The sequence below is a fragment of the Novosphingobium sp. BL-S-32 genome (assembly GCF_056857055.1).
In genome coordinates this window covers 521,634-547,500 of record NZ_CM166477.1, presented here as the reverse complement: position 1 = coordinate 547,500, position 25,867 = coordinate 521,634, and the positions used below count along the sequence as shown (strand labels likewise).

At 66.4% G+C, this 25,867-nt stretch carries 22 protein-coding genes and 1 riboswitch (1 of these 23 running past the window's edge); of the genes, 12 read left to right on the top strand and 10 right to left on the bottom strand.

Going from position 1 to position 25,867, the window contains the following annotated elements; translation table 11 throughout:
• The 5 genes from AC1VVK_RS19170 to AC1VVK_RS19150 all read left to right on the top strand — a co-directional run.
• A protein-coding gene (locus AC1VVK_RS19170; RefSeq protein ID WP_482906368.1) for a LysR family transcriptional regulator crosses the window boundary here: on the top strand, positions 1-128 show its 3' portion. Its footprint begins 760 nt before the window's first position; the window shows 128 of its 888 coding nt (coding positions 761-888); its start codon lies off the left edge, out of view; its stop codon occupies positions 126-128.
• 85 nt (positions 129-213) lie between these two features.
• Positions 214-1,227: an N-acetyltransferase DgcN family protein gene (locus AC1VVK_RS19165; protein WP_482906367.1), complete on the top strand. Its 1,014-nt coding sequence runs from the start codon at positions 214-216 to the stop codon at positions 1,225-1,227.
• A complete protein-coding gene (locus tag AC1VVK_RS19160) occupies positions 1,224-2,231 on the top strand; it encodes a dipeptide epimerase (RefSeq protein WP_482906366.1) in 1,008 nt (335 codons plus the stop codon). Before AC1VVK_RS19165 ends, AC1VVK_RS19160 begins: the two co-directional genes overlap by 4 nt.
• Before the next feature lie 233 nt (positions 2,232-2,464).
• Entirely contained in the window at positions 2,465-4,306 is a 1,842-nt protein-coding gene (locus AC1VVK_RS19155; protein WP_482906365.1) for a hypothetical protein, read from the top strand.
• On the top strand, positions 4,306-5,541 hold the full coding sequence (locus AC1VVK_RS19150) for a ComEC/Rec2 family competence protein (RefSeq protein ID WP_482906364.1): 1,236 nt from the start codon (positions 4,306-4,308) through the stop codon (positions 5,539-5,541). The genes AC1VVK_RS19155 and AC1VVK_RS19150 overlap by 1 nt, the downstream gene beginning before the upstream one ends.
• Positions 5,542-5,702: 161 nt before the next feature.
• Here the strand turns inward: AC1VVK_RS19150 and AC1VVK_RS19145 are convergent, their stop codons facing one another.
• The 5 genes from AC1VVK_RS19145 to AC1VVK_RS19125 form a co-directional block, all read right to left on the bottom strand.
• Entirely contained in the window at positions 5,703-6,623 is a 921-nt protein-coding gene (locus AC1VVK_RS19145) for a gliding motility protein GldB-related protein (protein WP_482906363.1), read from the bottom strand.
• 393 nt (positions 6,624-7,016) lie between these two features.
• On the bottom strand, positions 7,017-8,132 hold the full coding sequence (locus tag AC1VVK_RS19140) for a DUF2235 domain-containing protein (protein WP_482906362.1): 1,116 nt from the start codon (positions 8,130-8,132) through the stop codon (positions 7,017-7,019).
• A gap of 59 nt (positions 8,133-8,191) precedes the next feature.
• Positions 8,192-8,689, bottom strand: coding sequence for a GNAT family N-acetyltransferase (locus AC1VVK_RS19135; protein WP_482906361.1), 498 nt, complete (start codon positions 8,687-8,689; stop codon positions 8,192-8,194).
• 59 nt (positions 8,690-8,748) lie between these two features.
• Positions 8,749-9,219, bottom strand: coding sequence for an EF-hand domain-containing protein (locus AC1VVK_RS19130; RefSeq protein WP_482906360.1), 471 nt, complete (start codon positions 9,217-9,219; stop codon positions 8,749-8,751).
• 8 nt (positions 9,220-9,227) lie between these two features.
• Positions 9,228-10,025, bottom strand: coding sequence for a DUF4198 domain-containing protein (locus AC1VVK_RS19125; protein WP_482906359.1), 798 nt, complete (start codon positions 10,023-10,025; stop codon positions 9,228-9,230).
• Positions 10,026-10,231: 206 nt separating this feature from the next.
• On the opposite strand from AC1VVK_RS19125, the gene AC1VVK_RS19120 reads away from it, so the two are divergent.
• Genes AC1VVK_RS19120 through AC1VVK_RS19110 form a run of 3 tightly spaced genes read left to right on the top strand, consistent with a single transcriptional unit; the run spans position 10,232 to position 13,531 of the window.
• Positions 10,232-12,496 carry a TonB-dependent hemoglobin/transferrin/lactoferrin family receptor gene (locus AC1VVK_RS19120; protein WP_482906358.1) on the top strand — a complete coding sequence of 755 codons (2,265 nt, stop codon included), beginning with the start codon at positions 10,232-10,234 and terminating at the stop codon, positions 12,494-12,496.
• A 17-nt stretch (positions 12,497-12,513) separates the two neighbouring features.
• The gene (locus AC1VVK_RS19115; RefSeq protein ID WP_482906357.1) at positions 12,514-13,116 is read left to right on the top strand and encodes a biliverdin-producing heme oxygenase; all 603 of its coding nucleotides are present in this window, start codon (positions 12,514-12,516) and stop codon (positions 13,114-13,116) included.
• Between the two features lie 49 nt (positions 13,117-13,165).
• Positions 13,166-13,531, top strand: coding sequence for a YbaN family protein (locus AC1VVK_RS19110; RefSeq protein WP_482906356.1), 366 nt, complete (start codon positions 13,166-13,168; stop codon positions 13,529-13,531).
• 186 nt (positions 13,532-13,717) lie between these two features.
• Here the strand turns inward: AC1VVK_RS19110 and AC1VVK_RS19105 are convergent, their stop codons facing one another.
• Both AC1VVK_RS19105 and AC1VVK_RS19100 read right to left on the bottom strand, forming a co-directional pair.
• The gene (locus tag AC1VVK_RS19105) at positions 13,718-14,323 is read right to left on the bottom strand and encodes a class GN sortase (RefSeq protein ID WP_482906355.1); all 606 of its coding nucleotides are present in this window, start codon (positions 14,321-14,323) and stop codon (positions 13,718-13,720) included.
• On the bottom strand, positions 14,320-16,461 hold the full coding sequence (locus AC1VVK_RS19100) for a marine proteobacterial sortase target protein (protein WP_482906354.1): 2,142 nt from the start codon (positions 16,459-16,461) through the stop codon (positions 14,320-14,322). Before AC1VVK_RS19100 ends, AC1VVK_RS19105 begins: the two co-directional genes overlap by 4 nt.
• A gap of 159 nt (positions 16,462-16,620) precedes the next feature.
• Here AC1VVK_RS19100 and AC1VVK_RS19095 point away from each other — a divergent pair, with 159 nt between their 5' ends.
• Positions 16,621-17,406, top strand: coding sequence for a helix-turn-helix domain-containing protein (locus tag AC1VVK_RS19095; protein WP_482906353.1), 786 nt, complete (start codon positions 16,621-16,623; stop codon positions 17,404-17,406).
• A gap of 1 nt (position 17,407) precedes the next feature.
• Here the strand turns inward: AC1VVK_RS19095 and AC1VVK_RS19090 are convergent, their stop codons facing one another.
• The 3 genes from AC1VVK_RS19090 to AC1VVK_RS19080 are packed head-to-tail and all read right to left on the bottom strand — an operon-like array spanning position 17,408 to position 19,544.
• Positions 17,408-17,677 (bottom strand): DUF3325 domain-containing protein, encoded by a 270-nt coding sequence (locus AC1VVK_RS19090; protein ID WP_482906352.1) that lies wholly within the window; start codon positions 17,675-17,677, stop codon positions 17,408-17,410.
• On the bottom strand, positions 17,674-19,224 hold the full coding sequence (locus AC1VVK_RS19085; RefSeq protein ID WP_482906351.1) for a PepSY-associated TM helix domain-containing protein: 1,551 nt from the start codon (positions 19,222-19,224) through the stop codon (positions 17,674-17,676). Before AC1VVK_RS19085 ends, AC1VVK_RS19090 begins: the two co-directional genes overlap by 4 nt.
• Positions 19,221-19,544: a hypothetical protein gene (locus AC1VVK_RS19080; RefSeq protein ID WP_482906350.1), complete on the bottom strand. Its 324-nt coding sequence runs from the start codon at positions 19,542-19,544 to the stop codon at positions 19,221-19,223. Before AC1VVK_RS19080 ends, AC1VVK_RS19085 begins: the two co-directional genes overlap by 4 nt.
• Before the next feature lie 272 nt (positions 19,545-19,816).
• Positions 19,817-20,060, top strand: a riboswitch (cobalamin riboswitch).
• Positions 20,061-20,249: 189 nt separating this feature from the next.
• Between AC1VVK_RS19080 and cobW the strand changes: the two genes are divergently transcribed.
• From cobW to cobO, 3 genes are all read left to right on the top strand, one after another.
• Positions 20,250-21,299 (top strand): cobalamin biosynthesis protein CobW, encoded by a 1,050-nt coding sequence (cobW, locus tag AC1VVK_RS19075; protein WP_482906349.1) that lies wholly within the window; start codon positions 20,250-20,252, stop codon positions 21,297-21,299.
• Positions 21,300-21,462: 163 nt separating this feature from the next.
• Positions 21,463-25,257: a cobaltochelatase subunit CobN gene (gene cobN, locus AC1VVK_RS19070; RefSeq protein ID WP_482906348.1), complete on the top strand. Its 3,795-nt coding sequence runs from the start codon at positions 21,463-21,465 to the stop codon at positions 25,255-25,257.
• A 2-nt stretch (positions 25,258-25,259) separates the two neighbouring features.
• Positions 25,260-25,865 (top strand): cob(I)yrinic acid a,c-diamide adenosyltransferase, encoded by a 606-nt coding sequence (gene cobO, locus AC1VVK_RS19065; RefSeq protein ID WP_132391334.1) that lies wholly within the window; start codon positions 25,260-25,262, stop codon positions 25,863-25,865.
• Positions 25,866-25,867: the final 2 nt, after the last annotated feature.

Sequence of the window (25,867 nt, the reverse complement as noted above, 5' to 3'; positions counted from 1 at the left end):
CGACGCGCAAGCTCGACCCGCCGCAGCGCTACGATATCCACGCCGTCAGTCTGGAGGCCCGCCCCCCTTCGCGACTGGCGCTCGATTTCCTCGATCATCTGCGGACGGTGCTCCAGAGCCATAAGTAAGGGTTATGGATCGGGCCCGGCTCGATATGCGCGGGTGGCGGCCCGCCGTGCTAGTCGCTGGCTCGTCCACTACGGAGCGAGTTTCATGATCCCCGGCCCCTTCCTTCTCTATATCGGCGACAAGCGTAATCCCCTCGACGTGAAGACCTCGCGCGGGCTCGCGACGTTCCGCCGCGCGGACTGCATTGGCGAACTGCGCGATGCCGACTCCCCGGTCTCGCTCGGCCTGCCGCGCATGGATGTGCGCGAGGCGGCGGCGAAAGGCGCGCGATCGCTGGTGCTCGGCATCGCCACCAGCGGCGGGCGAATGGAGGAGGCGATGATCCCGCAGATACTCGCCGCGCTCGATGCCGGGCTCGACGTGGTTTCGGGCCTTCACCAGCATCTCGCCAGCGAGCCGCGCATTCGCGAGCGGGCCGAGACGCTGGGCCGCCAGCTGATCGATGTGCGCGCCGCCCCCGCGAACCTCAAGGTCGGCACCGGCGCGCCGCGCGCCGGGCGCAGGATTCTGACCGTCGGCACTGATTGCGCTGTCGGCAAGATGTACACATCCATCCACCTCGCCGATGCCCTCAATGCACGGGGCGTGTCCGCGCGGTTCCGCGCCACCGGGCAGACCGGCGTGCTGATCGCGGGCGAAGGCGTGGTGATCGACAGCGTGATTGCCGACTTCATCTCGGGGGCCGCCGAAGCGCTCTCTCCTGCGCGGGAAGACGATGTCTGGGACGTGATCGAGGGGCAGGGATCTCTGTTCAACCCCTCCTTCGCGGGTGTCTCGCTTGGCCTGCTGCACGGCGCGCAGCCGCAGGCGCTGGTCATGTGCCACGACCCGGCCCGCCCGCATATGCGCGGATTGCTGCACATGCGGGTGCCGGACATCGCCGCCTGTATCGAGGAAAACCTGCGCTGCGCCCGGCTGACCAGCCCCCATGCGGAGTTCGTGGGCGTATCGATCAACGGTTCCGGCCTTGAGCCTGCCGCAGCCCGCGACCTGATCGCGCGGATCGAGAGCGAACTCGGCCTGCCCTGCGTCGATCCGGTGGCGACCGGCATGGATGCGGTGGTCGACCGCCTGCTCGCGCGCTTCCCTGCGGCATGAGCCGCCGCCTCTCCGTCGGGATCGCGCATCACCGCCTCGCGCGGCCTTTCGCCATCGCGCGGGGCACGCGCGAGGCGATAGATCTGGCGCGCGTGACGGTGGAGCAGGACGGATGGATCGGCCAGGGCGAAGGCGCGCCCAATGCCCGCTACGGCGAGTTCGCGCCCGCCGTGGCCGCACAGATCGAGGCGATGGCCCCGCTCATCGCCGATGGCATCGGCCGCGAGGAACTGCTGACGGCAATGCCTCCCGGCGCCGCCCGCAATGCCATCGACTGCGCGCTCTGGGATCTTGAGGCGAAGCTCTCCGGCGTTCCCGTGGCCGCGCATTTCGGGCCGCAGCCCGAGGCGCTCGTCACGGCCGTCACAGTCGGCATCGCCTCGCCGCGCGCCATGGCAGAGCGGGCGCGGGACATCGCCCTCGCCCACGGCGTGCAAGATCCGCCGCTGCTGCTCAAGCTCAAGCTGGACGCGCATGACGTGGCCACGCGTGTTGCCGCTGTACGCGAAGCGGCACCGGGCGCGACGCTGATCGCCGATGCCAACGAGAGCTGGGACATGGCCCTGCTCGAACGCGTCCTGCCCGCACTGGCCGCCGCGCGCATCGCTTTGCTCGAACAACCTCTCCCCGCCGGTGCCGATGCCGCGCTGGAGGGCCTGCGCTCGCCCGTGCCGATATCGGCCGACGAATCCGTGCATGTCGCCGCCGACATCGCGGAGATCGCCGCGCGCTATTCCCATGTGACCATCAAGCTCGACAAGGCGGGCGGCCTGACCGGCGCGCTGGCATTGGCCGCGGCAGCGCGGGAGGCGGGCATGGAGGTGATGACCGGCTGCATGCTCTGCTCCTCGCTCTCGGTCGCCGCCGCATGGCCGCTCGCGGCGCAGAGCCGCTTCGTCGATCTCGACGGGCCGCTCTGGCTGGCGGAGGACATTCCGGGCGGCTGCCGGGCGGAGAACGGCCTGCTGCGCGCGCCGCACGGCTTGAAATGGGGCATCCGCTAATCCCCAATTCCCGCAAAAAACCATCGAACTGACCCGCGCGCAAAGGTATAAACGCGCTCGGGCGGCAAAGCGAATCGCGGGCGCGCCTCCCTGAAAACGATACGATCAGTATTGATGGCAGGACAGCGGGCAAACGGGGCTTCCATGACACGCCTTCATGAGCATGTCATGCGGTGGTCATCTTGCCGCGAACCTGCCTTCGGGTCCGATTTTCGGGCCGAGAGGGGGACAATATGGCCACCAATCAGGACATGCCCGCGGCCCGGCCGCTCAAGATCTTCGCGCTGGACCCGCAATTCACCACCTTTCCCGGCAACCGGACCTCGATAGAGGTCGATTTCGAACCGCTCGGCCCCGGTCCGGAAGGCGACCGGGTAGTCGTGGTGGACTACGACGGCGGCAACGACTGCACGTATCTGCCCTGCAATCTCGAAGAGCCCTCGGTGTTGATGCAGGGCGGGATCGCCCATTCCGAGTCCAATCCGCAGTTCCACCAGCAGATGGTCTATGCCGTGGCGATGCGGACGGTGCGCGCGTTCGACAAGGCGCTCGGCCGCCGTCTCAAGCTCTATCGCGACAAGTCCCACCCCAAGCTGCGGCTGATCCCCCATGCCTTCGTCGGCGCCAATGCCTTCTATGACCCCGCACTGCATGCCGTGCTCTTCGGCTATTTCCGCGCCGATCCTCAGGATCCCGGGGCGAACCTGCCCAATCAGGTGATCTTCACCTGTCTATCGCACGACATCATCGTCCATGAAGTGACGCACGCACTGATCAACCGCCTGCGCCCGCACTTTCTGGAAGCGACCAATCCCGACCTCCTCGCCTTTCACGAAGGCTTTGCCGACCTTGTGGCGCTGTTCCAGCACTTCACTTATCCGGTCACGCTGCGCGCGCTGGTGCGGCAGGCGCGGGGCGATGTCGGCACAGGGTCGATCCTCAACGAGATCGCCGTCCAGTTCGGGCAGGCCACGCGCACCGGCAATGCCCTGCGATCGGCCATGCGGTCGCCCGATATCAAGCTCTCGCCCGATATCGCCGAGCCCCATGCGCGCGGCGGCATCCTGCTGGCCGCCGTGTTCGATGCCTTCAAGGCCGCCTATATCGATGCGACCGGACCGCTGATCCGGCTGGCGACCGGCGGCTCCGGCATCCTGCCCGCGGGCGAGCTGCACCCCGAACTGATCGACGAACTGTCCAAGGCCGCCTCGCGCATTGCCGACGAGACGCTGACGATGATCGTACGCGCCTTCGACTACACGCCGCCGATGGACATGACCTTCGGGGACTTCCTCCGCGCAACGGTCACCTCGCACGCCGTCGTCGCCCCGGACGACCGGCTCGGCCTGCGCGCTGCCCTGATCGAGGCGTTCCGCGCCCGCGCAATCTACCCCGAAGGCGTGCTCTCGCTCTCCGAAGGCTCGGTAACATGGCCCGAGGCCGATCCTGCGATGACCCGGATCGACCTGACCGACGCGCTGGACTGGTTCCATTACGACGCGGTCTATTCCAGCCTCGATCCCATGCGCCGCAGGCGTTCGCTGAATCAGGAAGACGATTCCGAGCACGAGCGAGACACCCGCTATGACGAATTGCAGGCCAACGCGGCCAAGGCGATCCACCGATATGCAGACAGCGCCAAGGTGCGCGCCGAACTGGGCCTGCACCCCACGCTGACAGTCTCGGTGCGCAGCTTTCACCGCGTCGCGCGGGTCAGCCAGGACGGGCGGATTCTCAACGAGATCGTGTTCCGGCTCGAACAGCAGGACAACGACGCTGCCGGGGATCCCCGCTTCGGCGGCCTCCCGCTGCGCGGCGGCTGCACCGTGATAGCCAGCGCCGATGGCCGCATCCGCTACGTCATCGGCAAACAGCTGCCGATGCCGCTGCAGCCGGGAGCGGCGGGAACGCCGGTGGCGCCGGACAAGGGCGCGCTGCGCATCGAGGCGGTGGCCGCCTTCGTCCAGCAGTGCGACCTGGCCGATCCGATGAGCACCTATCGCGATCCGCGCGGGGTGGCCGATCGCATGATCGCCCGCGCCAGCCTGCGCGCGCTGCATGGGGGAGGATGCTGATGCCGGATATCACCATCTCGATGTTCAACGTCGGCTTCGGCGACTGCTTTCTGGTAGAGATCCCCTTCCCCGAGAAAATGTGCCGCATCCTCTTCGACTGCGGCCGCCACAAGGGCGGGGCGGACGAGAACCAGAAGCTTGCCGAACGGGTGATCGCGGCCGCCGGCGACAGCGACGGCAGCGCCCGGATCGACCTCGTCGTCGGCACGCACCGGCACAAGGACCATGTCAGCGGTTTTGCCGCCACCGGCTGGGACAAAGTGCAGGTCGCCGAAGTCTGGATGCCGTGGACCGAGAACCCGCAAGACCCCGCCGCGCGCGGCATGGTCGAGCGGCAAGTGCGCAGCGCCGCACTCGCCCAGATGGCGCTGGCGCCCGCGCTGGCCGCTGCGCCCGGCGGTTCCGCGCAGGCATTGGCCGGGGCGGACGCTATGCTGTCCCTCGCGCTCAGCAATGAGGCGGCGATGGACACGCTCTATTCCGGGTTCGCCGGAAAGCCGGTTCGCCGCTACCTGCCCGATGCCGACGCGCCGCAAGTGCCGCTCGGCCTCGCCGGTTTTCCGGGGCTGCGATTCCACATCATGGGCCCCTCGCGTGATGCGGCGGCGCTGGCAGTGATGGACCCGCCGCGGGCCGAGACGTTCCGGCACCTCGCGATGGCGCAGGATGCGGCCGGAAGCGGCCAACTCTCGCCCTTCCCCGCGCGCTGCCGGATCGATCCCGAAGCGCTGTCACCGCGCCAGCGCCAGATGCTCACCGCCCGCCTTTCCGCCGCCGACATGGCGACGATCCGGGGCATGTCCGACGGGGTGGATCTCGTTGGCCTCGCGGCCGAGATCGATGCGGCGATCAACAACACCAGCCTTGTCATCCTGATCGAAGTGGGCGCCGCGCGGCTGCTGTTCTGCGCCGATGCGCAGTGGGGTAACTGGAAATCGATCCTGGCCGATCCGCACTGGTGCGACCTGATCCGCGAGACGACTTTCCTGAAGGTGGGCCACCACGCCAGCCACAATGCCTCGCCGGTGACACTGATCGACACACTGCTGCCGAAGAGCATTCCGGCGATGGTTTCGGTGGATCCCAAGGCCTATTCGAACGTGCCCTATCAGGGACTGGTCGACGAGATGGAAGGCCCGCGCGCGATGAACGTGGTGCGCAGCGACCGGCCCGCGCAGGCCCAGGGCGTCGTCAGGGCGGACGCGGATGTGATCGTGATGAAAGTGCCGTTCTAGGCGGAGCCGATTGCTGCGCAACGGCGATGGACGACGCGCGAGGACCTTCGCGCGCTGCATCGCTGCGTTTCAGAGATTCAGTCCGGAAGCCACCTTTCCGGAACCACCGCCGAATACGCCATTACCCGTTTGCCATGGCGATCCCGACAGTTGCCATGTGTTTAGCTGTCCTGCCCCGGCTTCCAACCGCTCTCGGTCAGGACGGCCTTTGGATCTTTCAGGTCCAATAGCGTGCGGAGCGCTGCGCGCTTGTCCTTGGCTTTGGTGTAATACGCTTTGGCAATTCGATAGCCTTCCCAATATCCGAGATCGCCCGGATGGTCGGGAGTGCCAACACCATTATACAGCCAATCCGATATGTCGGCTTTATCGGCATCGGCCATAAATCTGGCGTCTATTTCCTTCACATGCCCCTGCGTCCATTTTTGCAGATGCACGTTGCCTACTTGACCGGAAATTAGCTCACCGACGAGTTCGGCAACGCCCTCGATAAGAGACTGCCTTAAGACTGTGGTCGGAGCGTTGTCATCGTCAAGCTCCGGGGCTTGCTGAACATGCCCGTATTCGTGCGAGATCAGATGGAAAAGGCGTTCCGACAGGTCAGGTTGCAACCAGGATGATCTGCACACGACCTCAAGGCCAATCAACACGCCCGCCTTTCCGGTAGTCCCTCCACTATTATTCCCTCCGACCAGGATCGTCACGGGCGGGAAAGTCGCCTGAGGATCGAGATCGGAAAGCTTCCGGAAGGCCACTTCCAACTTGCGGGTAACCGTTGGCAGAACATCCATGCACGTTCGCGCCTGATCGTAGATGGAGCGATTTTGTTGGATGGTCTGTGCGAGCGACGTGCCGGAGATGATCCGATGGGGCACGAACTGGCGAACACCATCGCTTCCCGCGTCGATGTAATCCTGCTGCAGTACGCTGCTGCTCGGCGTGCCATTGGCCGCATCATATAGCTTGTAGAACAGCGCTACGTCGCTGGTCCGTATCTGGCCCAAGTCGCTTGCGTCGGCCGGAAAGATAACGGCACCGATTGCCGCGATGCTCACCATCGCATAGGCCAACTTTTTCCGCAACTTACGCCCCCTTCGCTCCGCCTCCCGCAGTCTATGCGCTGCAAGCGCCGCTTGCCAGTGGTCTCGCATTAAAACCTGCTTATCGGAAAGCGCGCAAGACAGGTCGTAGACAGCAAGCCCGGCCCGCGCCTAATCCACATATAGAGGGATGGCAGTTCTGCCTGAATCGGGATGCTGCGCGCTTCATATATAGTCGCCGCCACCTTCCACTCTGCCCAATTGTCTTCCAACCCGCTCAGGCTGAGCTTGTCGAAGCCCCCGGAGGCGCAGCGCGAGGTTCACATCCTTCGACAGGCTCAGGATGAGCGGGGGTAGGAGGGGAACGGCGGCGATTAAACCGCCGCCTGACCATCGGCACGCATTACCCGCAGAAACGGGGCATTCGTTCACACCCTAAGGCGCGGGTTGCGAAAGCTTCACTGCCCCATCGGGCAACGCGTAACCGGGGATCTCCCAAGCCACATCATGCACCACCGGCGCAGGCGGCAGGCTGCGGCGGCGGAACAGGTTCATCCGCCATTCCCAGCGCTTGCGGTCGAAATTCCAGTGCTTTTTCGGCACGAACTCCGCCAGCGCCCAGAACCACGGGTGCATGCCGTAATGGACTTTGGCATTGGGACTTTCAGGCGCATAGAGACCGCCGTCCTTGCCAAGAACTTGCGCCAGCCGGTCCGGATCGAGCAGCAGACCCGCCTTCTCCGCTTCCTGCGCCATCCACTCCAGCGGGTACTTGGAAATCCCGCTCTCGGCCTCGGGCCAGCCGCCGCCGACATCACAGTGGGTGCCGGGAAACCAGACCTCGCGAATGTCGCGCCGGGGATCGGCGGCAAACCAGTTGACCCGAAAGAACCCCCTCCGCTCGTCGAGCGCCTTGGCATGGCGGACGATGGCAACATCGGGATTGGCGCGGGTGTAGGGAATGGTGAGCGGGCTGCCGATCCAGCCGACCGAATTGACGGTGTCCCACACCCCCAGAAAATGAACCGGGCAATCGCGCGCCGAAATCGTGCCCTTGAAATCGGAAGCGAGCTGTTCGCAGGCCTGATAGTCGGCACCCGGTTTCGCCCTGGCCATGGTCCAGAGCATCTTCACCGCATAGGGGACCAAGGGGTCGTTTCCGCGCATGGCAAGGCCATAGCAATGGAGCATCGCGGCCACGACGCGCGCGGTATAGGCGCCGCGGCTGAACCCGAAGATGTAGACTTGGTCTCCGGGCCGATAGGTGTCGGCAAGGTAGCGGTAGGTGTCGGCAATGTCGTCCTGCAAACCATAGCCGAAAGCGAGCCCGGCAAGCTCACCCAGCCAGCGTCCGGTGCGGGTTCCGATCCCGGTCGGCGCACGGGTGCCGATGCCGGGGTGGTAATAGACGGCCTGTCTTTCCTCGTCCTTCACCAGTGCGTGAAAGAGTTTGATGACGCTGGTACGGTCACGGGAGAACTGGTTCGAGGTACCGTCGCAGCAAACGACGATATTACGTCCGGAGAATTCTTGGCCCGTATCCTCCGGCATCTCGATCATCCCCCGGAACACCGAACTAGCGGCGGCGTAATGTCGGGCCGATCATGCCTCTATTCTTGCGCTAACGCCAGCACGTAGAACCGCGTGTCCACCGCCATTCTCGGGAAACTTTCAGGAAGTTCCTGCGGCTCCACGCGGTGAAAGCCATGCCGCTCGTAGAAGCGATGCGCGGCAAGGAACTTGTCGGTCGTGCCAAGAAAGACCTCGCGGATTCCGGCCGCTCGCGAGACCTCCAGCAACCGTGCCAGCAATGCGTTCGCGGTGCCGAATTCCCGGCCGCGATAGGCGGCGGAGACGAACATCTTGCGCAGCGCGCCCTGCCCTGCGCCAATGTCCTTCATGGCGATGGTGCCGACGATCCGCCCTTCGTGCTCGGCCACCAGAAATTCGCCCGCGCCGGTTTGATACCAGGCCGGAATCGCGCGCAAATCGGGCTGATCGTCGGCGGAAATGGCGATGCCGAATTCCTCCCGCTGGATGGGGAGGATCACATCGATAACGCCCTGTTCGTCCGAAGGAACGAAGGGGCGGATCAGAACAGGGCTCATGCGTACGGGATTAGAGAGCGGGCCGAGACGGGACAAGCCCCGCCCGCTCGCATCACGGCTCAAGGCGCGGGATCGGCCTTTGTGGCGGCGTCTTCAGCCGAGACCCAGCCGTCGTGGTTGGTGTCGTGGTGCAGGAACATGCCCCAGCCGGTCGCAGCGAATTCGGCCGACGTTATGCCGCCGCTGTGGTCGCTGTCGAGAACGCCGAAGCGCACATCGGCCTGCCGCAGCTGCCGCACACGCTCTTCCTCGCGCGAGGCTGCCGGTTCCGTCAGCAGCTCCTTTTCAAGGCGCTCGCGATAGTCGCCAACATATTCGTCGTGCGAGAGCACGCCGTCGTGATTGCGGTCCATTCGCTCGAATTCGGCGTCACGGCCGCGCTGGAACTCGTCCTTGCTGACTTTGCCGTCGCCGTCGAGATCCTGCTCGCGGATGAAAGTCGCAAGATCATGCGACGCCGCATGGGCGGTGCCGATGGCGGCCAGCGAGGCGGCGGCGGCAAGGGCAATTCGGATCGTCTTGATGGTCATGGTCGGTCTCATTCGCTTACGGAATAGGTCAGGGCGTACGTGTAGCTGCGGGCGGGCTCCCCGGCTGTCGCGGCGACGCGGTGGCGCGTCATTGCGTGGTAGAGACCCGGTCGCGGCGCGGTGACGTGGAAGATCCCCTGCGCGTCGCTGGTCATCAGCGGCAGGCGGACATTCTCGACTTCGCCGGGCCGCGCCTCCTCAACCTCGACATCGGCATTGGCGAGCGGCTTGCCGTCGAACAGGATCTGGAATTCGGCCGGTTTTCCGGCGTGGATGGCGTCGGGGTGCGTTACGGCGCGGTATTCTATGCCCTTGCCGGTGGGCGCGAGCGCAGTCTGGGTCGGCGTGCCCCGGCTGACATAGGCCTCGGCCTTGGTCACGCTCTGCATGTCGACCGGCATGACGCCGGGTGGGAGCGGACGGCGCGGATCGATGAATTCCCATTGGCCGTCGATCAAAGCCGCCTTGGAAACGCGGCCCTGCCGCTCGCCGCTGCTGATCCGGTACGTCCCGTCGGCAGGCGTCGGCACTTCGAGCACGGCAAGGTCGCGCAGCATCACCGGCTTGAGCGGGGAGGCCGTACCGTCGGGTGCGACGACCTGAAAGCCGTCCGATTGCATGGCGATGGCGGGTACGAAGACGTGCTCGCTGAACGCGGCCTCTACCGTCACGTGGTCCTGCCCGTCGATCGTGAAGCCATTGGGCAAAAGGTAAGGCGAATGCGCGAGCGCCGATGTCGCGGCGAGACTGGCGCAGAGACCGGCTGACAGCGTGATGGCCGGCCGGAATCGGGTCAAAAGAGTCATGAGATTCATCCCCTCGAAAGCGAGTGCGCGGCTCGTCTCACATTCTCTATTGCGAATCAATAGCATTAAGGTAGATGGGCGGTTAAGGGCACTTTGGGGGCGCCTGGGGAACACTCAAAACCACGAACGGCGGAGAACCTCCTCCCTTTGCTCGCCCTTCACTCTCTTATTGCTATTGCGTCGCATTTGTGAAAAGGAATGAACGGATGAACATGGGTCTGCTGACAGGAACGAGCAGGGCAAGCATCGCTGCCCAAATCGGCACCGGCATCGGCTGCAAGATCGGCTGGGCCGCAGCCCTCACGCTCGCACTTCCGGGCACCCCGGTCTGGGCTCAATCGGCCGACCAATCAGCCTCGACAGACAGCGCGGTTCCGCTCGGCAGCTTCCCGGTCAGGGCAAAGGCCGAGGATACCGACGCCGAAAGCAGCGCGGCCGGCAAGCCCCGCGTCCTTACCACCACCACAACCGCAGAAACCCTGCGCGACCGCATGGTCGATAGCCTCACGGACTTTTCGCGGCGGGTGGATGCCGGTGTAAACTTCAACCCCCGCAACATGTCGATCAACATCCGGGGCCTAGATTCCAACCGCGTGCTGACGACCATCGACGGCATCCGCACCCCGTGGCTCGATGACGGCGCGCGCGGCGTGCAAGGCGGCGTCGCCTCGTTCGACTTCAACTCGCTCAGCGCCATCGACGTGGTGCGAAGCGCGGATTCCAGCTTCTTCGGCACCGGCGCACTTTCCGGCACGCTGGCGCTGCGCACGCTGGATCCCGAGGACCTGCTGACCGACGGCAAGGCCATGGCCGGCCTTTCGAAAGTTACGTACGACAGCGCCAGCGACAGCGTGTTCCTCAATCAGGCCGCCGCCGTGCGCAGCGGCGATACGCTGATGCTGATCCAGGGCGGCTACCAGAACGGCAACGAGACGAAGAACCAGGGCGATACCGGCGGCACCGGCACCGCGCGCACCGAGCCCAATCCCGCCAGCTACGACCAGCTCAACCTGCTGGTGAAAGTCCACCAGTACCTGCTCGGCGGCCACCGCCTTGGCCTGACCGGCGAAATCTTCTCGCGCGATTACGACGAGAACACGCTGACCAGCGTCGGCTCGACCTATTCCAGCTTCCGGACCGACAATACGACCAAGCGCAAGCGCATTTCGGGCAATTACGACTATCAGGGCGATGGCGGCGCTATCCGCGAAGCGCACCTCACCGCATATTGGCAGCGCAGCAATCTCCAGACCTATACGGCGGGCGATCGCCTGACCGCACCCAAGGGCCTCTATACCCGCGACAGCGACCTGCAGGTGGAGATGTTCGGCCTGAACGGTTCGATCACCGGAGACTTCACGACCGGCCCGCTCTCCCACGCAATCACCGTGGCGGGCGAAGCCTATCGCACCAATACCAGCCAATACGCCGCCGGGCAGGACAACTGCACGCCCGCGATCTACTCCTGCTCGTTCCTTCACGTGAACCAGTCCGACATGCCCGACGTGCGCGGCACCGACATCGGCCTTGTCCTGCAGGACCGCATCGGCTTCGGCACGAACGCGTGGCTGCATGTCACTCCGGGCATTCGCTACGACAACTATCGCCGTTCGCCGCAGGACACGCCGTCTTATACCGAGAACGCCGCGTTCGAGGGGCTTCCCGCCAAGTCGTCCGACACGCATTGGTCGCCCAAGGTGCTGGTCGAGGCCGAAGTGCTGTCAAAACTCACGCTCTATGGCCAGTGGGCGCAGGCCTTCCGCGCGCCTTCGGCAACCGAGCTTTATCTGACTTATGGCGGCACCGGCAGCTACGTCAGCATCGGCAATCCCGATCTCAAGCCCGAGACCAGCAAGGGCTACGAATTCGGCATGCGCTTCGGCGACGACAAGCGCGGCTTGCGCGTGGCCTACTACCACAACGCCTACCGCAACTTCATCGACACGGTCACGACGACCGCCGCCGAGGCCGGCCTGTCCGGCAGCTATCCCTTCGGCGTGTTCAAGTACATGAACCTCGACCGCGTGCGGATCTACGGCATCGAGGCGAGCGGAAACTGGGAGTTTTCGAAAAACTGGCGGACCTGGGCCTCGCTCGCTTACGCCGACGGCAAGAACACTGCGGACGACTATCACCTGAACTCGATCCCGCCGCTGCGCGCCATTCTGGGCGTGGGCTATTCGCACGGCAACTTCGGCGCGGACCTCTCCGGCACGGCGGCAGCATCGCGGAACAAGGTCGAGAATCCCGCCTCCGATCTCAACAAGACGCCGAGCTACGGCATCATCGATGCCAGCGCATGGATCCGTCCATCCTTCGCAGAGGGCTTGCGTATTCAGGTCGGTGTCTACAACCTGCTCGACAAGACCTACTACAACGCGCTCGACCTGCCCGACAGCGGCAGCCTTTCGAAGCTGTTCTATTCGCAGCCCGGCCGCACCTTCAAGGCGACCGCCCTGATCTCGTTCTGAAAGGAACGCCGCAGACCATGAACACCACTACGGACAACTCGCTGGCGCCCAGCCTCGTACAATCGCTCCGGGCCGGGACGCGCGAGATGCATGAACGCCTGGACAAGGCAATCATGGCCGCCGACCCGTTCGCCAGCCTGCCGGGTTATGCCCGCTTCGCCGAGCTGCAGTACCTGTTCCACCGCGACATCGCGGCGCTCTATGCCCACGAGGCCTTGCAGTACATTCTGCCGGGCCTTGCCGAGCGGCAGCGCCTCGGCCTGATCGCGGCGGATCTGGCCGACCTTGGCAAGGCATTGCCCGCCGACGATACGCCGCCAGCCTTCACGGCGGGCGAGCCGGTCGATGTCCCGACCGCGCTCGGCTGGCTCTATGTCGCCGAAGGGTCGAACATGGGCGCGGCGCTGCTGCGCAAGGAGGCGGCCAAGCTTGGCCTCTCCGACGATCACGGCGCGCGCCATCTCGCGCCGGCGGCGGAAGGGCCTGCCGCGCACTGGCGGGCCTTCACGGCAGGGCTCGACGCCGCCCGGCTCGGCCCGAACGAGGAAGCCCGAGCGGTTGCGGGGGCGAAAGCGGCTTTCGATCGCGTGCGTTCGCTGGCCGATGCCCGCCTCGCCTGAGGACGGCAGCGGCACCGAGGACCTGCTCCGCCGGGGCCGGGCCGCGCGCATGAGCTGGCTGGTGCTGGGCCTCGTGCTGGTCGGCATCGGCGTGGTGGGGATCTTCGTCCCGCTGCTGCCGACCACGGACTTCATGATCCTGGCGCTGCCGTGCTTTGCCCGGTCGTCGCCGCGGCTGGAGGCTTGGCTGCTCAATCATCCCCGCTTCGGCCCCGGGCTGCGTGCCTGGCGGGCGGAGCGGGCGATCCCGCGTCATGCCAAGATCGCCTCGTGGATTGGCATGACGATTGGTTTTGTCTCATTCTGCCTGCTGGCGCGGCCGGGGCCATTCGTGGCGCTGCCGGTCGCCGCAGTCCTGCTCGCCTGCGCCATCTGGGTGGGGCGGCGGCGCGAGCCGAGCGGGGACAGCGCTTAAACCTCGGGCGACGTCGGCGATCTCGGATGCGCTCAATGTCGAGGGATGAGTTCCCGGTTTCAAACCTCGTCGCCCCCGCGCAGGCGGGGGCCCCGCTTCTTTACGACCTCTCGTCCTGCACAGCGAAAGCGGGATCCCCGCCTTCGCGGGGATGACGGGTTGAAGTTGGTGGACTTCGCTTTCCAATCAGGACGAGATCCGCTCCGCATGAAGCACATAGCGCCAAGGCCCATGCCGCACGGCGTCGAAGGGATAGCAGGTCACCAGATCCAGCCGCTCGCCCGCGCCTGCATCGGGCACGGCATAGCGATCCCACCGCACCACGTCGGCCCCGGTCACCCGGTAGCGACGCTCCAGTCCCTCGCGGGTCTGCACGGTGATGAGATCGCCCTTGTGAACATCGCGCAGGAAGCGAAAGTGCGTGTCGCGATGGGCAGCGACCACGGCGGTTCCCTCCTGCCCGAAGGCCGCGCCGCCCGGGAGCAGGGTGGGTCCGAAAGCCATGGCCTGCCCCGATCCGCTGTCGAGCACCACCCGCGCCGCGCCAAGGCGAGGTACTGAAAGCCGGGCGAGCGGGGTCATGTCCGCCCAGGCCCAGGGCCGCTGCGGCGCGTGCGTGGCAAGGCTGCGCTCGAAAGCCCGCTCCAGCAGGACTTGCGCGGCCATGGCCTTGGCGGGAACGTAAAGCCCCCGCCCAGTCTCCGCCACGCCTGCAAGGCACAGTCCGGCCAGCAGCAGGAAGAGGAGCCCGCGCCCGCGCGCAGCCTCCTTCATACGCGCGAGCTCGATCATGCCGCCCTCCGGCGCAGCAGGAGAGCAATCCCGGCAAGGCCTGCCAGCAGCAGCGCCAGCCCCTGGCCCACCATGCCGACGAAGCCGGTGGCGGTCTGCGGCAGGTCGAGCGCCTGGGCCTGCATGGCGGAAAGATCATCCGAACCCACCCGCGACTGCAAGGCATCGTGCCCGAACAGCGTGTCGAAATCCCAGCCTGCCGGCAGATTGATCGGCAATTCCTCACGCGTCAGCCGCGCACCGGCTGGCCGCGATGGCGTCTCATCCACGGCGACAAGGCTGGTGCGGCTGGTGACCAGCCCGCTTTCCATGCCGATCCGCTCGACTTCGGCATCGGCCTGCGCGTCTTCCATCTGGCCGAGCGCGCGATCCGCCTCGATGTCGGTGATGCGGCGGTGTGCCCAGAGCTTTTCGATCGCGGGACTGGGCAGCGCACTGGCGAGATCGACGCGCCGCTCCCAGCGCTTGCCGCCGATCGTGCCGCTCACTGTCAGCGCGCCGGCAAGATGCCCGGTCCGGCCGACAAGGACCAGCGGCCGCCCGGCATAGACATCGGGAAGGCGCGAAGGCGTGAGATCCAGCGTCCCTCCCTCGACCCGCACCGACAGGTCGCGCATGGCCGGATGGCTGAGCACGTCGATCAGCGGCATCATCTTCGCGGCCACCTCGGCCGGAGTGCCGACATGGGTGTAGACGCCGCCGCCGATGGTCGACATCCGCTCCATCAGATAGTCGTTCGGCGCCGAGCCGATACCGACCATGAAGACATGACTGCGCCCGCCGTCGGCACCGATTGCAGCCATCATCTCGCGTTCGTTGGAGATCTCGCCATCGGTGAGGAACACGATCTGGCGCAGCGCATCGGCCTCGCCGCCAGTTCCCGCATCCTCCAGCGCGGCCTTCAGCGCGGGCAGCATCTCGGTGCCGCCGCGTGCCTCCAGCGAGTCCGCGAAACGCTTGGCCAGCGCCACCTGATCGGGCGTGGCGGCCACGCTGTGGTCGAACAGGCGGGTCATGGTATCGTCGAAGCGGATCACGTTGAAGTGGTCCTGCGGGCGCAGCGTGCCGAGCGCGTGGATCAGGCTGGCCTTGGCCTCGTCCATCGAATCGCCGCCCATCGAGCCGCTGTTGTCGATCACGAAGACCATCTCGCGTGGGGGCGTGGGCAAGTTGGAAAGGTCGGCCGGCGGCGTGACCGAGGCCATCACGAAGTCGCCCTTGTCGGTGTGCTGGGCGAAAAGCCCCAGCGTCGGATCGGCCGAGGCCGAGCGCCATTCCAGCACGAAGTCGCGGTCAGCGGGAACGCTTTCGGCAAGACGGACGGTGCGGTCGTCCAGCGGGCCGGTGATATTCACCTTGTGATAGCGGCTGATGAGGTTGGCGACATCGAAGCCGGGAGCAAGGCGTACCGAGATCGACGTGGGATTGAGCCCCGAACCCACCTTCGGATCGAGCACCGGCGCAGCGGTCACGGCATTGGCATCCTCCACGGCGGGCGCCGAAGTCAGCGTGTGCGGCGGCGTGTAGCGCGGGCCGGCCACCAGCGGCAGGCGCAGCGAGAAGGTGCCGTTCGCCTGCGTGACCGGGGCCTGATATTCGATGGCGATCAGCACGGTCTCGCCGGGGCCGACATTGGCGACCATTGTAGTGAACATGTTGGGCCGCTGCTGCTCGACAAGACCGGCCTTGCGGCCGCTGGCCTTGGCCGCCTCGTACGTCTCACGCGCCTTCTCGCGCGGCTGGACATGGCCGACGATCACGCGCTGGCCGACAACCATCTTCAGCGAGTCCACCGCCCCGTCCTGCGGCAGCGGATAGAGGTAATGCGCCTCCATCCACTTGCCCGACGTGTTGCGGAAGGCCTGCGTCACGCGCACGCGGGCCACTTGGCCAGTCACCGTCACGTCCATGTCGGTGCCGAGGCGGACGGCTGGCAAGCTCTCGGCAATGCCCTGCCCGCGCAGCATCAGCGTGCCGGCAGCGGGCCCGTCGTCGGTCGCCGCGTCCTCGGCTTCGTCGGCGGCAAGGGCGGCGGTTGACTGGACCGCGACGGCAACCGGTGCGCCCAGCGCCAGCACGACGGCAGGGATCAGCGCGCCCCGAAAGGCGAGAGGGCGGAAAGCGGGTGATTGCGGCATGACAGGCTCCTTGGATGTTCGGGAGCCCTCCCTCTATGCGCATGGCGGTGCGCACAGCCACGAGCACTATTGGCCGGTTCCAGCCGCACGCGTGCGCAGATTGCCCCTGTTGATGCAGCCATTGACGGAATGTGCGCATTTGTGCGGAAATAGGTGGACATGACGATACCCCAGACCGACTTGCCGGATTCCGCCCCGATCGCTCCCGAAAGCGCAGAGGCCGCGCGCCTCGTCCGCGAGGAGATCGCGCGGCGGCGCATGTCGCGCCAGGCGCTGGCCGACATGGCGCGGATCAGCCTCTCGACGCTGGAAAAGGCACTGGCCGGCAAGCGCCCTTTCACGCTGGCGACGCTGCTGCGGATCGAGGAAGCGCTGGGCGTGAACTTGCGCCCCGGCGCTGTCGCGGGCACGCCTGCACCACTGCCTAGCGCCGGAGATGTCGCCCCCGAAGCATTGGGGGCCTATGCCCGCTCGGCCGTGGCCTGGCTGGAAGGCCGCTACCTCACCTTGCGCCCCAGCTTCGGCACGCCGGGCAGCCTGTTCGCCTATCTGACGACAATCCGGTGGGACAGCGCCAAGGCCTGCCTCGCTTTCGCCGAATCCGGCCGGTCAGACGCGCGTTTCGAGCAGGCGGGGCAAGTCTCGATGCCCAACCTTTCCGGCCATATCTACCTCGTGACCAACGAGCAGGGGCAATATCGCCTTGCCATCCTCTCGCGCCCGACCATCGATGGTGGGCTGTTCGGCATTCTCACCACGCTGGAAGTGGGCAAGGGCTCGCAGCTCGTTCCCGCCGCCGCGCCGCTCGCCCTGCGCAAGCTGGTCGAGGGTGAGGAGGTGGCGCTGGGGCTGGTAACGCCCGAGATGCCGCACTTCGCGCCTTATCGCGAGATGCTCGGCCGCGCGACTGACGACGACTACGCGCGGGTACACATGCCCGGCTGACTTAGCGTTTCGGCAGGTGGAGCAGCGCCACCGTCAGCCACGCACCCACTGTCAGATGCGCCCACCAGGCAACGAGGCCATAGCCGCCGCCAAACCCAGCCATGTCAACGGCAAGCGCCGCCGCCAGCAGGGTCCATCCGGCCCACCGGGCGGTAAAGGCGTGGCTCTTCGCGAGCGTTCGCCCGGAAAGGTCGCGCTGGTGGCGCGGCATGGACACTGCCAGCGCCCAGAAACCGGCCAGCGCGAGCAGGATGCCCAGAACGTGGGTCATGCCCGCACTGCCTTTTCCCTGCCCACCGCCCGGCCGGACGACGCCTTGCGTTGGCGTGCCGCAAGCCTCGTAGCCGCCAGCGCGAAGGCAGCCGCAAGCGACAGCATGACCATATCGAAAGCCACGAACAGCCAGTCCCCCCTCATCAGACTGACAGGCAGCCCCCGGCTGGTGGTGAAGGCGTTGACCAGCGGTACCGCCGAGAAAAGCAGCGCCGCCAGTCTGAGCGCCTCAAGCCATGCCCGCGCAGCCGGGCGCACCAGCGCCCAGATCAGCACGCCCAGCCAGACGAGGAACATCGTGTGGATCTCCCAGTCCGCGCGCGCCGCCATCCCCGTGGGCAACAGGCGGTTGGCGAGGAAGTAAGAGGGAATGGCGCAGCCCAGCCCGGCAATCGTCGCAATGTTGAGTTTTTCCACGAGGCGGAAGCCGAAATGCGGGCGCTCCGGATCGGGCAGGCGCTGGCGGCGCTTGACGGTCCAGAGCACAAGCCCGGTGCCGACCATCGCGGTTCCGGCAAGGCCGCTCAGGAAATAGAGCCAGCGCAGCGCAATCTGCGCGAAGCGTCCCGAATGGAGGCCGATCATCACGCTCTCGGTCTTGAGCGCGGCGCCCTGCGGCAGGCTGCCGCCGGTCTGGCGGCCGCTGGGGCCATCGAAGACCATGACTTCGCCGCGTGAACCCATCGCCTCGCCCGGCCCGCGCGTCAGCGCGATCGTCGCGGTCGCATCGCCCGGATTGTTGATCCGCACCACGCCAACCTCACGCCCGCCCCACTGCGCCGATGCCTTGCGCATCAGCGGCGCAAGGTCGGCAAGGGGCACGTTCCTGCCGCTGCGTTCGGCTGCGGGTGGGTCGCCGAAAACCGCGGACTGGAATGTGTCGGGCGAGGCGTAGTTCGCCAAAATGCCCCACGGCATGTACATCGCCGCCAGCGTCACCAGCCCGGTAAAGGTAATCATCAGGTGGAACGGCAACGCCAGCACGGCGGTCACGTTGTGCGCGTCCAGCCACGATCGCTGCCCCTTGCCGAAGCGCAGCATGAAGAAGTCGACGAAGATCTTCTTGTGCGTGATCACGCCCGAGAGGATCGCCACCAGCATGAACATCGCCGCGATGCCCACTAGATAGCGGGCCCAGAGGACCGGCAGGTAATGCAGGTCGAAATGGAAGCGATAGAGGAAGTAGCCGCCGTTGGTCTGGCGCACAGTCACTTCCCGGCCGCTTTCATCGAGTACGGCCTCGGTCTGGCCACTGGTGCCGGTGCCTGGGTACCAGAAGGCCTGCGTGGTGGCACTGCGCCCGTTGGGAAGCGTGAGAAACCAGAAGCTCGCGTCTGGCGCGGTGCGCTGGAGGAAGCGGACCGCGCCTTGCGCCGATGCCACTGGATCGGCCGTGCCGGTCACTTCGGGCTGCATCCAGCGGGTGATCTCGTCCTGGAAATAGGCCGAAGTACCCGTGGCGAACATCGCAAACAGCAGCCAGCCCAGCACCAGCCCCGTCCAGGTGTGCACGAGCGCCATCGATTGCCGCAGGCTCTCCTTCACAGGCGGCCCCCCGTTGTCAAAGAAAACCAGAGGTAACCGGCCATGACCGCGCCCGAAACGAGCATCCACAACCACAGCCGCGCCACCAAACGCATGCCGAACGCCGCCAGCGCCAGCACCGCGAAGATCGCGAACGACAGCAGCGTGGCCGCCATGCTCGCTTCGGGCGCGGAGACCGCAAGACCATGCGCCAACGCGCGGGCAACGCAGGCCGCCGCCAGCGAAGACAGCGCATAATTGGCCGGAACCGCCGCCAGCAGTCTTGCCGCGAGATTGCCTTTGCCGATGCCTTTACGGACCTTGCCCGCGCGCGTGTTCATGACGGCTCCGAAAGTGCGCCTTGGCCGCGTTATTGCGAACCATTCGCATTTCTGGAGCTGCTAACAGAGTCCCAACTTGCGAGTCAATCGCATTAGATGCAAAATCGAGGGGATCTGTACCGCGAGCCTGATGCGTTGCTCATCGTCATCGCGTTTTGGATCGGCCTGCGCGTGCGATCCCGGCGCTTGCCCGGGGCCCGACACTTGCGGGCGGACACGGCGACGGCTAGGAGCCTGTCTGTCCGCCGCAGCCCCCGACCGGGGCGACGGTGAACACTATTATCGCGCCGGTGCCCCGCAAGGGGCTTAAAATGGGAACACGGTACGAGTGGCCTGCCACTCCAATCCGGGGCTGTCCCTGCAACTGTAAGCGGCGAGCGCGATGCACATTCGCGGCGGGGCAAAGCCTCTGCCCGCAGCCACTGGGCCGGACGCTAAGTCATGCGAGGCCTGGGAAGGCGGTGCATCGTGCCGTGACCCGCAAGCCAGGAGACCTGCCGGGGTCGATGTCGCTCTTGCCCGGGTCCAGGGATTGGCCAAGGCACGGTAACTCTCCGTCTGAGCGACGTGATGCATGCGGCCGGGGCCGCAGCGGCATGCCACGTCGGGCGCTCGCGCGCCTGCCCGACGCCCGTGTGTCCGCGTCGTCCGCAAGAGACGGCCCGCCCCGCCGCTTCCGAGTTACCGGCGCGCGGGAGACGATACATGAGCAAAATTCCCACCACCGTCATCACCGGCTTTCTGGGCGCCGGCAAGACCACGCTGATCCGCCACCTGCTGCAGAACGCCAAGGGCCGCCGCCTTGCGCTGATCATCAACGAGTTCGGCGATGTCGGCGTGGACGGCGAACTGGTGAAGGGCTGCAATGACGAGGCCTGCCCGGAAGACGACATCGTCGAACTGGCCAATGGCTGCATCTGCTGCACCGTCGCCGACGATTTCCTGCCGACGATGCAGAAGCTGCTCGACCGCGAGAACAAGCCCGATCACATCATCATCGAGACCAGCGGCCTTGCCCTGCCCAAGCCGCTGGTAAAGGCCTTCCAGTGGCCCGACATCCGCACCCGCGCCACGGTTGACGGCGTGGTCGCGCTGATCGACGCCGATGCCGTCGCGGCCGGCCGCTTCGCCACCGACGAGGCGGCGCTGGCGGCAGCACGCGCGGCCGACCCGATGCTGGACCACGAAAGCCCGCTGGAAGAACTGTTCGAGGAACAGCTGGGCTGCGCCGACATGGTCGTGCTCAACAAGACCGACCTCGTCGACGCCGATGCCCTCGCCCATGTCGAGACGCTGGTGCTGGCCGAGACGCGCCCCGGCGTGAAGATCGTGCGTGCCGATCACGGCGCGGTCGACATCGCCGCGCTGCTGGGCATCACCGCCGCTGCCGAGGACGATCTCGATTCCCGTCCCTCGCACATCGATGGGCTGGACGAGGATCACGACCATGACGACTTCGACAGCTTCGTCGTTTCCGGCAGCGATGTGGTCGATCTCGACGCTCTTCTCGCCCGTCTGAAGGACCTGATCGCAGAGCACGACGTGCTGCGCGTGAAGGGCATGGTCGCGGTTTCGGGCAAGCCGAGCCGCCTTGTGGTGCAGGCCGTGGGCCCGCGCATCCAGCACTTCTACGACCGTGCGTGGCTGCCGCAGGACGTGCGCCGCACCCAGCTTGTCATCATCGGCCAGAAGGGGCTGGACCGCGCCGCCATCGAGGCTGGGCTTGCGCATGTTCTCGGCACGGTAGCGGCTTGAGGTTCTCCCTCATGCCCACCTTCGCCGCCCCCCCCTACCCTCGTCATTACGGACCCGCGAAGCGGGTGAAGCAATCCAGAGTCGCGCAGAGCCGCACTGGATTGCTTCGCTACGCTCGCAATGACGAGTCAGAGTTCTGTCGCAGTTGCGGGGGGAACGCCTGATGCACCTTCTGTCCGCCACGCCGGGGACGATCTCGGGCGGCGAGGAGGCGATCGACCTCGACCAGTCTCCCGGCGACATGGTGATCCTCACCGTGGCGGACAGCGAACTCGCCTGCTTCGCGGGCGCGGCGGCGCGAATGCTGGAGGGTTCTCCCAGCATTCGCCTTGCCAATCTGCTGCAACTGCGCCACCCCTATTCGATCGACCTCTATGTCGAAAAGGTGATCGCCAAGGCCAGGTTCGTCTGCGTGATCCTTCTCGGCGGAAAGAGCTACTGGGGCTACGGCATCGACGAGATCGCCCGCGTCGCGCGCGAGAACGGCATTGCCTTCGCCGCCATTGCCGATGGGCGCGAGGCAGACCCGGCGCTCGACCGCGCCTCCACCCTGCCCGCCGAATTGCGCGAGCGGATGCGCGATTATCTGCGGCAGGGCGGCATGGCCAATGCCCTCTCGTTCCTGCGCACCGCCGCCCGGACCATCGACCATGACGCGGGCGAGCCGGATGATCCGGTGCCGGTAGCCGACGCCGGGCTCTACCTTGCGGGCACCGAGCGCGCTGGGCTTGCCGACGTGCAGGCAGGCTGGGCCCAAGGCCGCCCGCTCGCGCTGCTGGTGTTCTACCGCGCGCTGATGATCGCGGGCACGCTCGATGCCGTGGACGCCATGATCGCGGCGCTGCGGGAGCGCGGCTTCAACGTCGCTGCCGTTCACGTTCGCGCCCTGCGAGAGCCTTTCGCGGTGGACTGGCTGAGCGGATTGCTAGGCGAGATCGCGCCCGATGTGATCGTCAATGCCACCAGCTTCGCCTCGTCCTCGGCAGGCGACGATCGCAAGCCGGGCATTCTCGAAAAGGCGGACTGCCCGATCCTGCAAGTCGCCTTCGCGGGCGTGGAGGAAAGCGAATGGCAGGGCTCCGCGCGCGGTCTGGGCCCGCGCGATCTCGCCATGAACGTCGCGCTGCCGGAGGTGGACGGGCGCGTTTTCACCCGCGCGGTCGCTTTCAAGGCAGCGGAGCGATTTGACGAAGTGACCCAATGCGGCATCGTCGTCCCGCGCGTGGCGCCGGACCGAGTGGCGTTCGTCGCCGATCTTGCCGCGAACTGGGCGGGCCTGCGCCGCACGGCGGCTGCCAAGCGCCGCGTCGCGCTGGTCCTGGCGAACTATCCCAACCGCGACGGGCGGATCGGCAACGGCGTCGGCCTCGATACCCCCGCCAGCACCGCTGCGATCATCGCCGCTCTGGCCGAGACGGGCTATGACACCGGCGACGCGCCCAAGAACGGCGCCGCGCTGATGCGCGTGATGACCGGCGGCGTGACCAACGACCTGACATCGCTGGACCGTCCCGGCGAAGTCTCGCTGCCGCTTTCGGCCTACGAAGCCGCTTTCGCAGCGGTGCCCGAAAGCGCGCGCAAGGCCATGTCCGAACGCTGGGGAGAGCCTTCGGCCGATCCCTTCGTGCGGGATGGCGCGTTCCGCCTGCCGGTGCACCGCTTCGGCAATCTCGCCGTCGCCGTGCAGCCCGCGCGCGGCTACAACATCGATCCCAAAGCCAGCTATCACGATCCGGCCCTGCCGCCGCCGCACGCCTACCTCGCCTTCCACGTTTGGCTGGCGCAGGAATTCGGCGCGCAGGCGGTGGTCCATGTCGGCAAGCACGGCAATCTGGAGTGGTTGCCCGGCAAGGCCATCTCGCTCTCGCGCGAGTGCTTCCCGGAAATATGCGCCGGGCCGCTGCCGCAACTCTATCCCTTCATCGTCAATGATCCCGGCGAAGGCACGCAAGCCAAGCGCCGCATCGGCGCAGTGGTCGTAGATCACCTCACCCCGCCGCTGACCCGCGCCGAGACTTACGGTCCGCTCAAGCAGCTTGAGGCGCTGGTGGACGAATATTACCTCGCCGCCGGAATGGACCCGCGCCGTCTCGACCGGCTGCGTCGGGACATTCTCGATCTCGCGCGCAGCCACGGCCTCGACCGCGATGCCGGGGCCAGCGGCGACGATGACGACGCGCTTTCGGCCATCGACAACTACTTGTGCGAACTGAAGGAATTGCAGATCCGCGATGGTCTGCATGTCTTCACCCAGTCGCCCGAGGGCCGCTTGCGGCGCGACCTTCTGGTGGCGCTGGCACGCACCCCGCGTGGGTATGACCATGCCGGACAAGCCTCACTCCTGCGGGCGATGGCGGAGGACTTCGGTCTGGACTTCGACCCGCTCGACTGCAGGATGGGAGACCATTGGAATGGCGCCCGGCCGGAAGCGCTCGGGACGGTATCCGAAGAGCCATGGCGCACGCATGGCGACACCGTCGAACGGCTCGAACTGCTGGCAGCGGAATGGGTCAGCGAAACTATCCAAGCTCCGCTCATCCTGAGCTTGTCGAAGGACCACATCGCAGCGCCAGCATCCTTCGACAAGCTCAGGATGAGCGGAGCGGGGGACAGGACGCTGGCCGTCCTCGATGCCATCCGCACCGACCTAGCCCCCCGCATCGATCTGTGCGGCCCACGTGAGGCCGAAGCCTTGCTGGCCGGCCTCGATGGCCGTTTCGTGCTGCCCGGCCCCTCCGGCGCGCCCACGCGCGGGCGGCCGGACGTGCTCCCCACTGGCCGCAACTTCTACTCGGTCGACACCCGCGCCGTGCCCACTGCCGTCGCCTGGGAACTCGGCCGCAAGTCCGCCGATCTGCTTGTAGAGGACTACCTCCAGCGCGAGGGCGAATACCCGCAGGCCATGGCCCTCTCCGCATGGGGCACCGCCAACATGCGCACGGGCGGCGACGATATCGCCCAGGCCCTCGCGCTGATGGGCGTACGCCCGCGCTGGGACTGGACTTCGGGCCGCGTGGTCGGCTTCGAGGTGATGACCGTGGCCGAACTCGGACGCCCGCGCGTGGACGTAACCTTGCGCGTCTCCGGCTTCTTCCGCGACGCCTTTCCCGAGCAGATCGACCTGATCGACAGCGCCGCGCGCGCCGTCATGGCGCTCGACGAACCGCTGGGCGACAACCCCGCCGCCGAACGCCACCGCGCCGAAACCGCCAAATTGGTCGAAGATGGCGAGGCCGAAACGCAGGCCACCCGCCGCACCGGTGCGCGCGTGTTCGGATCGAAACCGGGTGCCTACGGCGCCGGGCTTCAGGCGATGATCGACGAGAAGATCTGGCAAGAGCGTGGCGATCTCGCCGATGTCTATCTCGACTGGGGCAGCTACGCTTATGGCGGCGGGGTGGAAGGCGATGCCGAGCGCGGCCTTTTCGCCGCCCGCCTCGCCTCGGTCGATGCCGTGGTCCAGAACCAGGACAACCGCGAGCATGACCTGCTCGACAGCGACGATTACTACCAGTTCGAAGGCGGCATCGCCGCCGCTGTCGAGCATCTGAAAGGCCGCGCGCCGATCAGCTATCACAACGACCACAGCCGCCCGGAACGCCCGGTCGTCCGCACACTGGAGGACGAGATCGGCCGCATCGTACGCGGGCGCGTCACCAATCCCAAGTGGATCGCCGGCGTCATGCGCCACGGCTACAAGGGCGCGTTCGAAATCGCCGCCTCGGTCGATTACCTCTTCGCCTTCGCCGCCACCACCCACGCGGTGAAGGACCACCACTTCGACGCCGTCCACGCCGCCTTCATCGAGGACGAGGCGGTGCGTGATTTCATGGCCGAGGCCAACCCCGCCGCCTTGCGCGAAACCGCCGCCCGCCTTGCCGAAGCGCTGGAGCGCGGCCTCTGGAAACCCCGATCGAACAGCGCGGGCCTGACGCTCGCGGCCCTCTCAGGAGCATGACCATGGTGCAGCGTACCGACGAACAGCACGCCGAGAAAATGAAGAAGAAGCAGGCCGCGCATGACAAGATCATGGCCGGAAAGACGGTCGAAAAGGGCCTGCTGATCGTCCACACCGGCAAGGGCAAGGGCAAGACCACCGCCGCGCTCGGCATGGTGGTGCGCATGATCGGTCACGGCAAGAAAGTGGGCGTCGTCCAGTTCGTGAAAGGCGCGATGACCACCGGCGAAAAGGTCGTCTTCGATGCCTTCCCGGACAATGTCGAATTCAAGCCGATGGGCGAAGGCTTCACCTGGAACACGCAGGACCGCGCCCGCGACATCGAACTTTCGCGCGAGGCGTGGAACGAGGTGAAGCGCATGATCGCCGATCCCGCCTATGACATGGTGCTCGCCGACGAACTCAACATCGTGCTACGCTACGACTACCTGCCGCTCGACGAAGTGCTGGAAGTGCTGACATCGCGCGGGGAGATGAAGCACGTCGTCGTCACCGGCCGCAATGCGCCCGAGGCGCTGGTCGAGGCGGCGGACCTAGCGACGGAGATGACGCTGGTGAAGCATCCGTTCCGCTCCGGCGTGAAGGCGCAGGCCGGCATCGAATTCTGACG

Bases quoted from the DNA above. Each gene is read 5' to 3' on its own strand.
- cobO (WP_132391334.1), top strand. From the start codon at position 25,260: ATGGTGCAGCGTACCGACGAACAGCACGCCGAGAAAATGAAGAAGAAG.
- AC1VVK_RS19110 (WP_482906356.1), top strand. From the start codon at position 13,166: ATGAGCTGGCTGGTGCTGGGCCTCGTGCTGGTCGGCATCGGCGTGGTG.
- AC1VVK_RS19100 (WP_482906354.1), bottom strand. From the start codon at position 16,461: ATGCCGCAATCACCCGCTTTCCGCCCTCTCGCCTTTCGGGGCGCGCTG.
- AC1VVK_RS19125 (WP_482906359.1), bottom strand. From the start codon at position 10,025: ATGACTCTTTTGACCCGATTCCGGCCGGCCATCACGCTGTCAGCCGGT.
- AC1VVK_RS19115 (WP_482906357.1), top strand. From the start codon at position 12,514: ATGAACACCACTACGGACAACTCGCTGGCGCCCAGCCTCGTACAATCG.
- AC1VVK_RS19150 (WP_482906364.1), top strand. From the start codon at position 4,306: ATGCCGGATATCACCATCTCGATGTTCAACGTCGGCTTCGGCGACTGC.
- AC1VVK_RS19165 (WP_482906367.1), top strand. From the start codon at position 214: ATGATCCCCGGCCCCTTCCTTCTCTATATCGGCGACAAGCGTAATCCC.
- cobN (WP_482906348.1), top strand. From the start codon at position 21,463: ATGCACCTTCTGTCCGCCACGCCGGGGACGATCTCGGGCGGCGAGGAG.
- cobW (WP_482906349.1), top strand. From the start codon at position 20,250: ATGAGCAAAATTCCCACCACCGTCATCACCGGCTTTCTGGGCGCCGGC.
- AC1VVK_RS19080 (WP_482906350.1), bottom strand. From the start codon at position 19,544: ATGAACACGCGCGCGGGCAAGGTCCGTAAAGGCATCGGCAAAGGCAAT.
- AC1VVK_RS19160 (WP_482906366.1), top strand. From the start codon at position 1,224: ATGAGCCGCCGCCTCTCCGTCGGGATCGCGCATCACCGCCTCGCGCGG.
- AC1VVK_RS19155 (WP_482906365.1), top strand. From the start codon at position 2,465: ATGGCCACCAATCAGGACATGCCCGCGGCCCGGCCGCTCAAGATCTTC.
- AC1VVK_RS19120 (WP_482906358.1), top strand. From the start codon at position 10,232: ATGAACATGGGTCTGCTGACAGGAACGAGCAGGGCAAGCATCGCTGCC.
- AC1VVK_RS19095 (WP_482906353.1), top strand. From the start codon at position 16,621: ATGACGATACCCCAGACCGACTTGCCGGATTCCGCCCCGATCGCTCCC.
- AC1VVK_RS19105 (WP_482906355.1), bottom strand. From the start codon at position 14,323: ATGATCGAGCTCGCGCGTATGAAGGAGGCTGCGCGCGGGCGCGGGCTC.
- AC1VVK_RS19140 (WP_482906362.1), bottom strand. From the start codon at position 8,132: ATGCCGGAGGATACGGGCCAAGAATTCTCCGGACGTAATATCGTCGTT.
- AC1VVK_RS19135 (WP_482906361.1), bottom strand. From the start codon at position 8,689: ATGAGCCCTGTTCTGATCCGCCCCTTCGTTCCTTCGGACGAACAGGGC.
- AC1VVK_RS19130 (WP_482906360.1), bottom strand. From the start codon at position 9,219: ATGACCATCAAGACGATCCGAATTGCCCTTGCCGCCGCCGCCTCGCTG.
- AC1VVK_RS19090 (WP_482906352.1), bottom strand. From the start codon at position 17,677: ATGACCCACGTTCTGGGCATCCTGCTCGCGCTGGCCGGTTTCTGGGCG.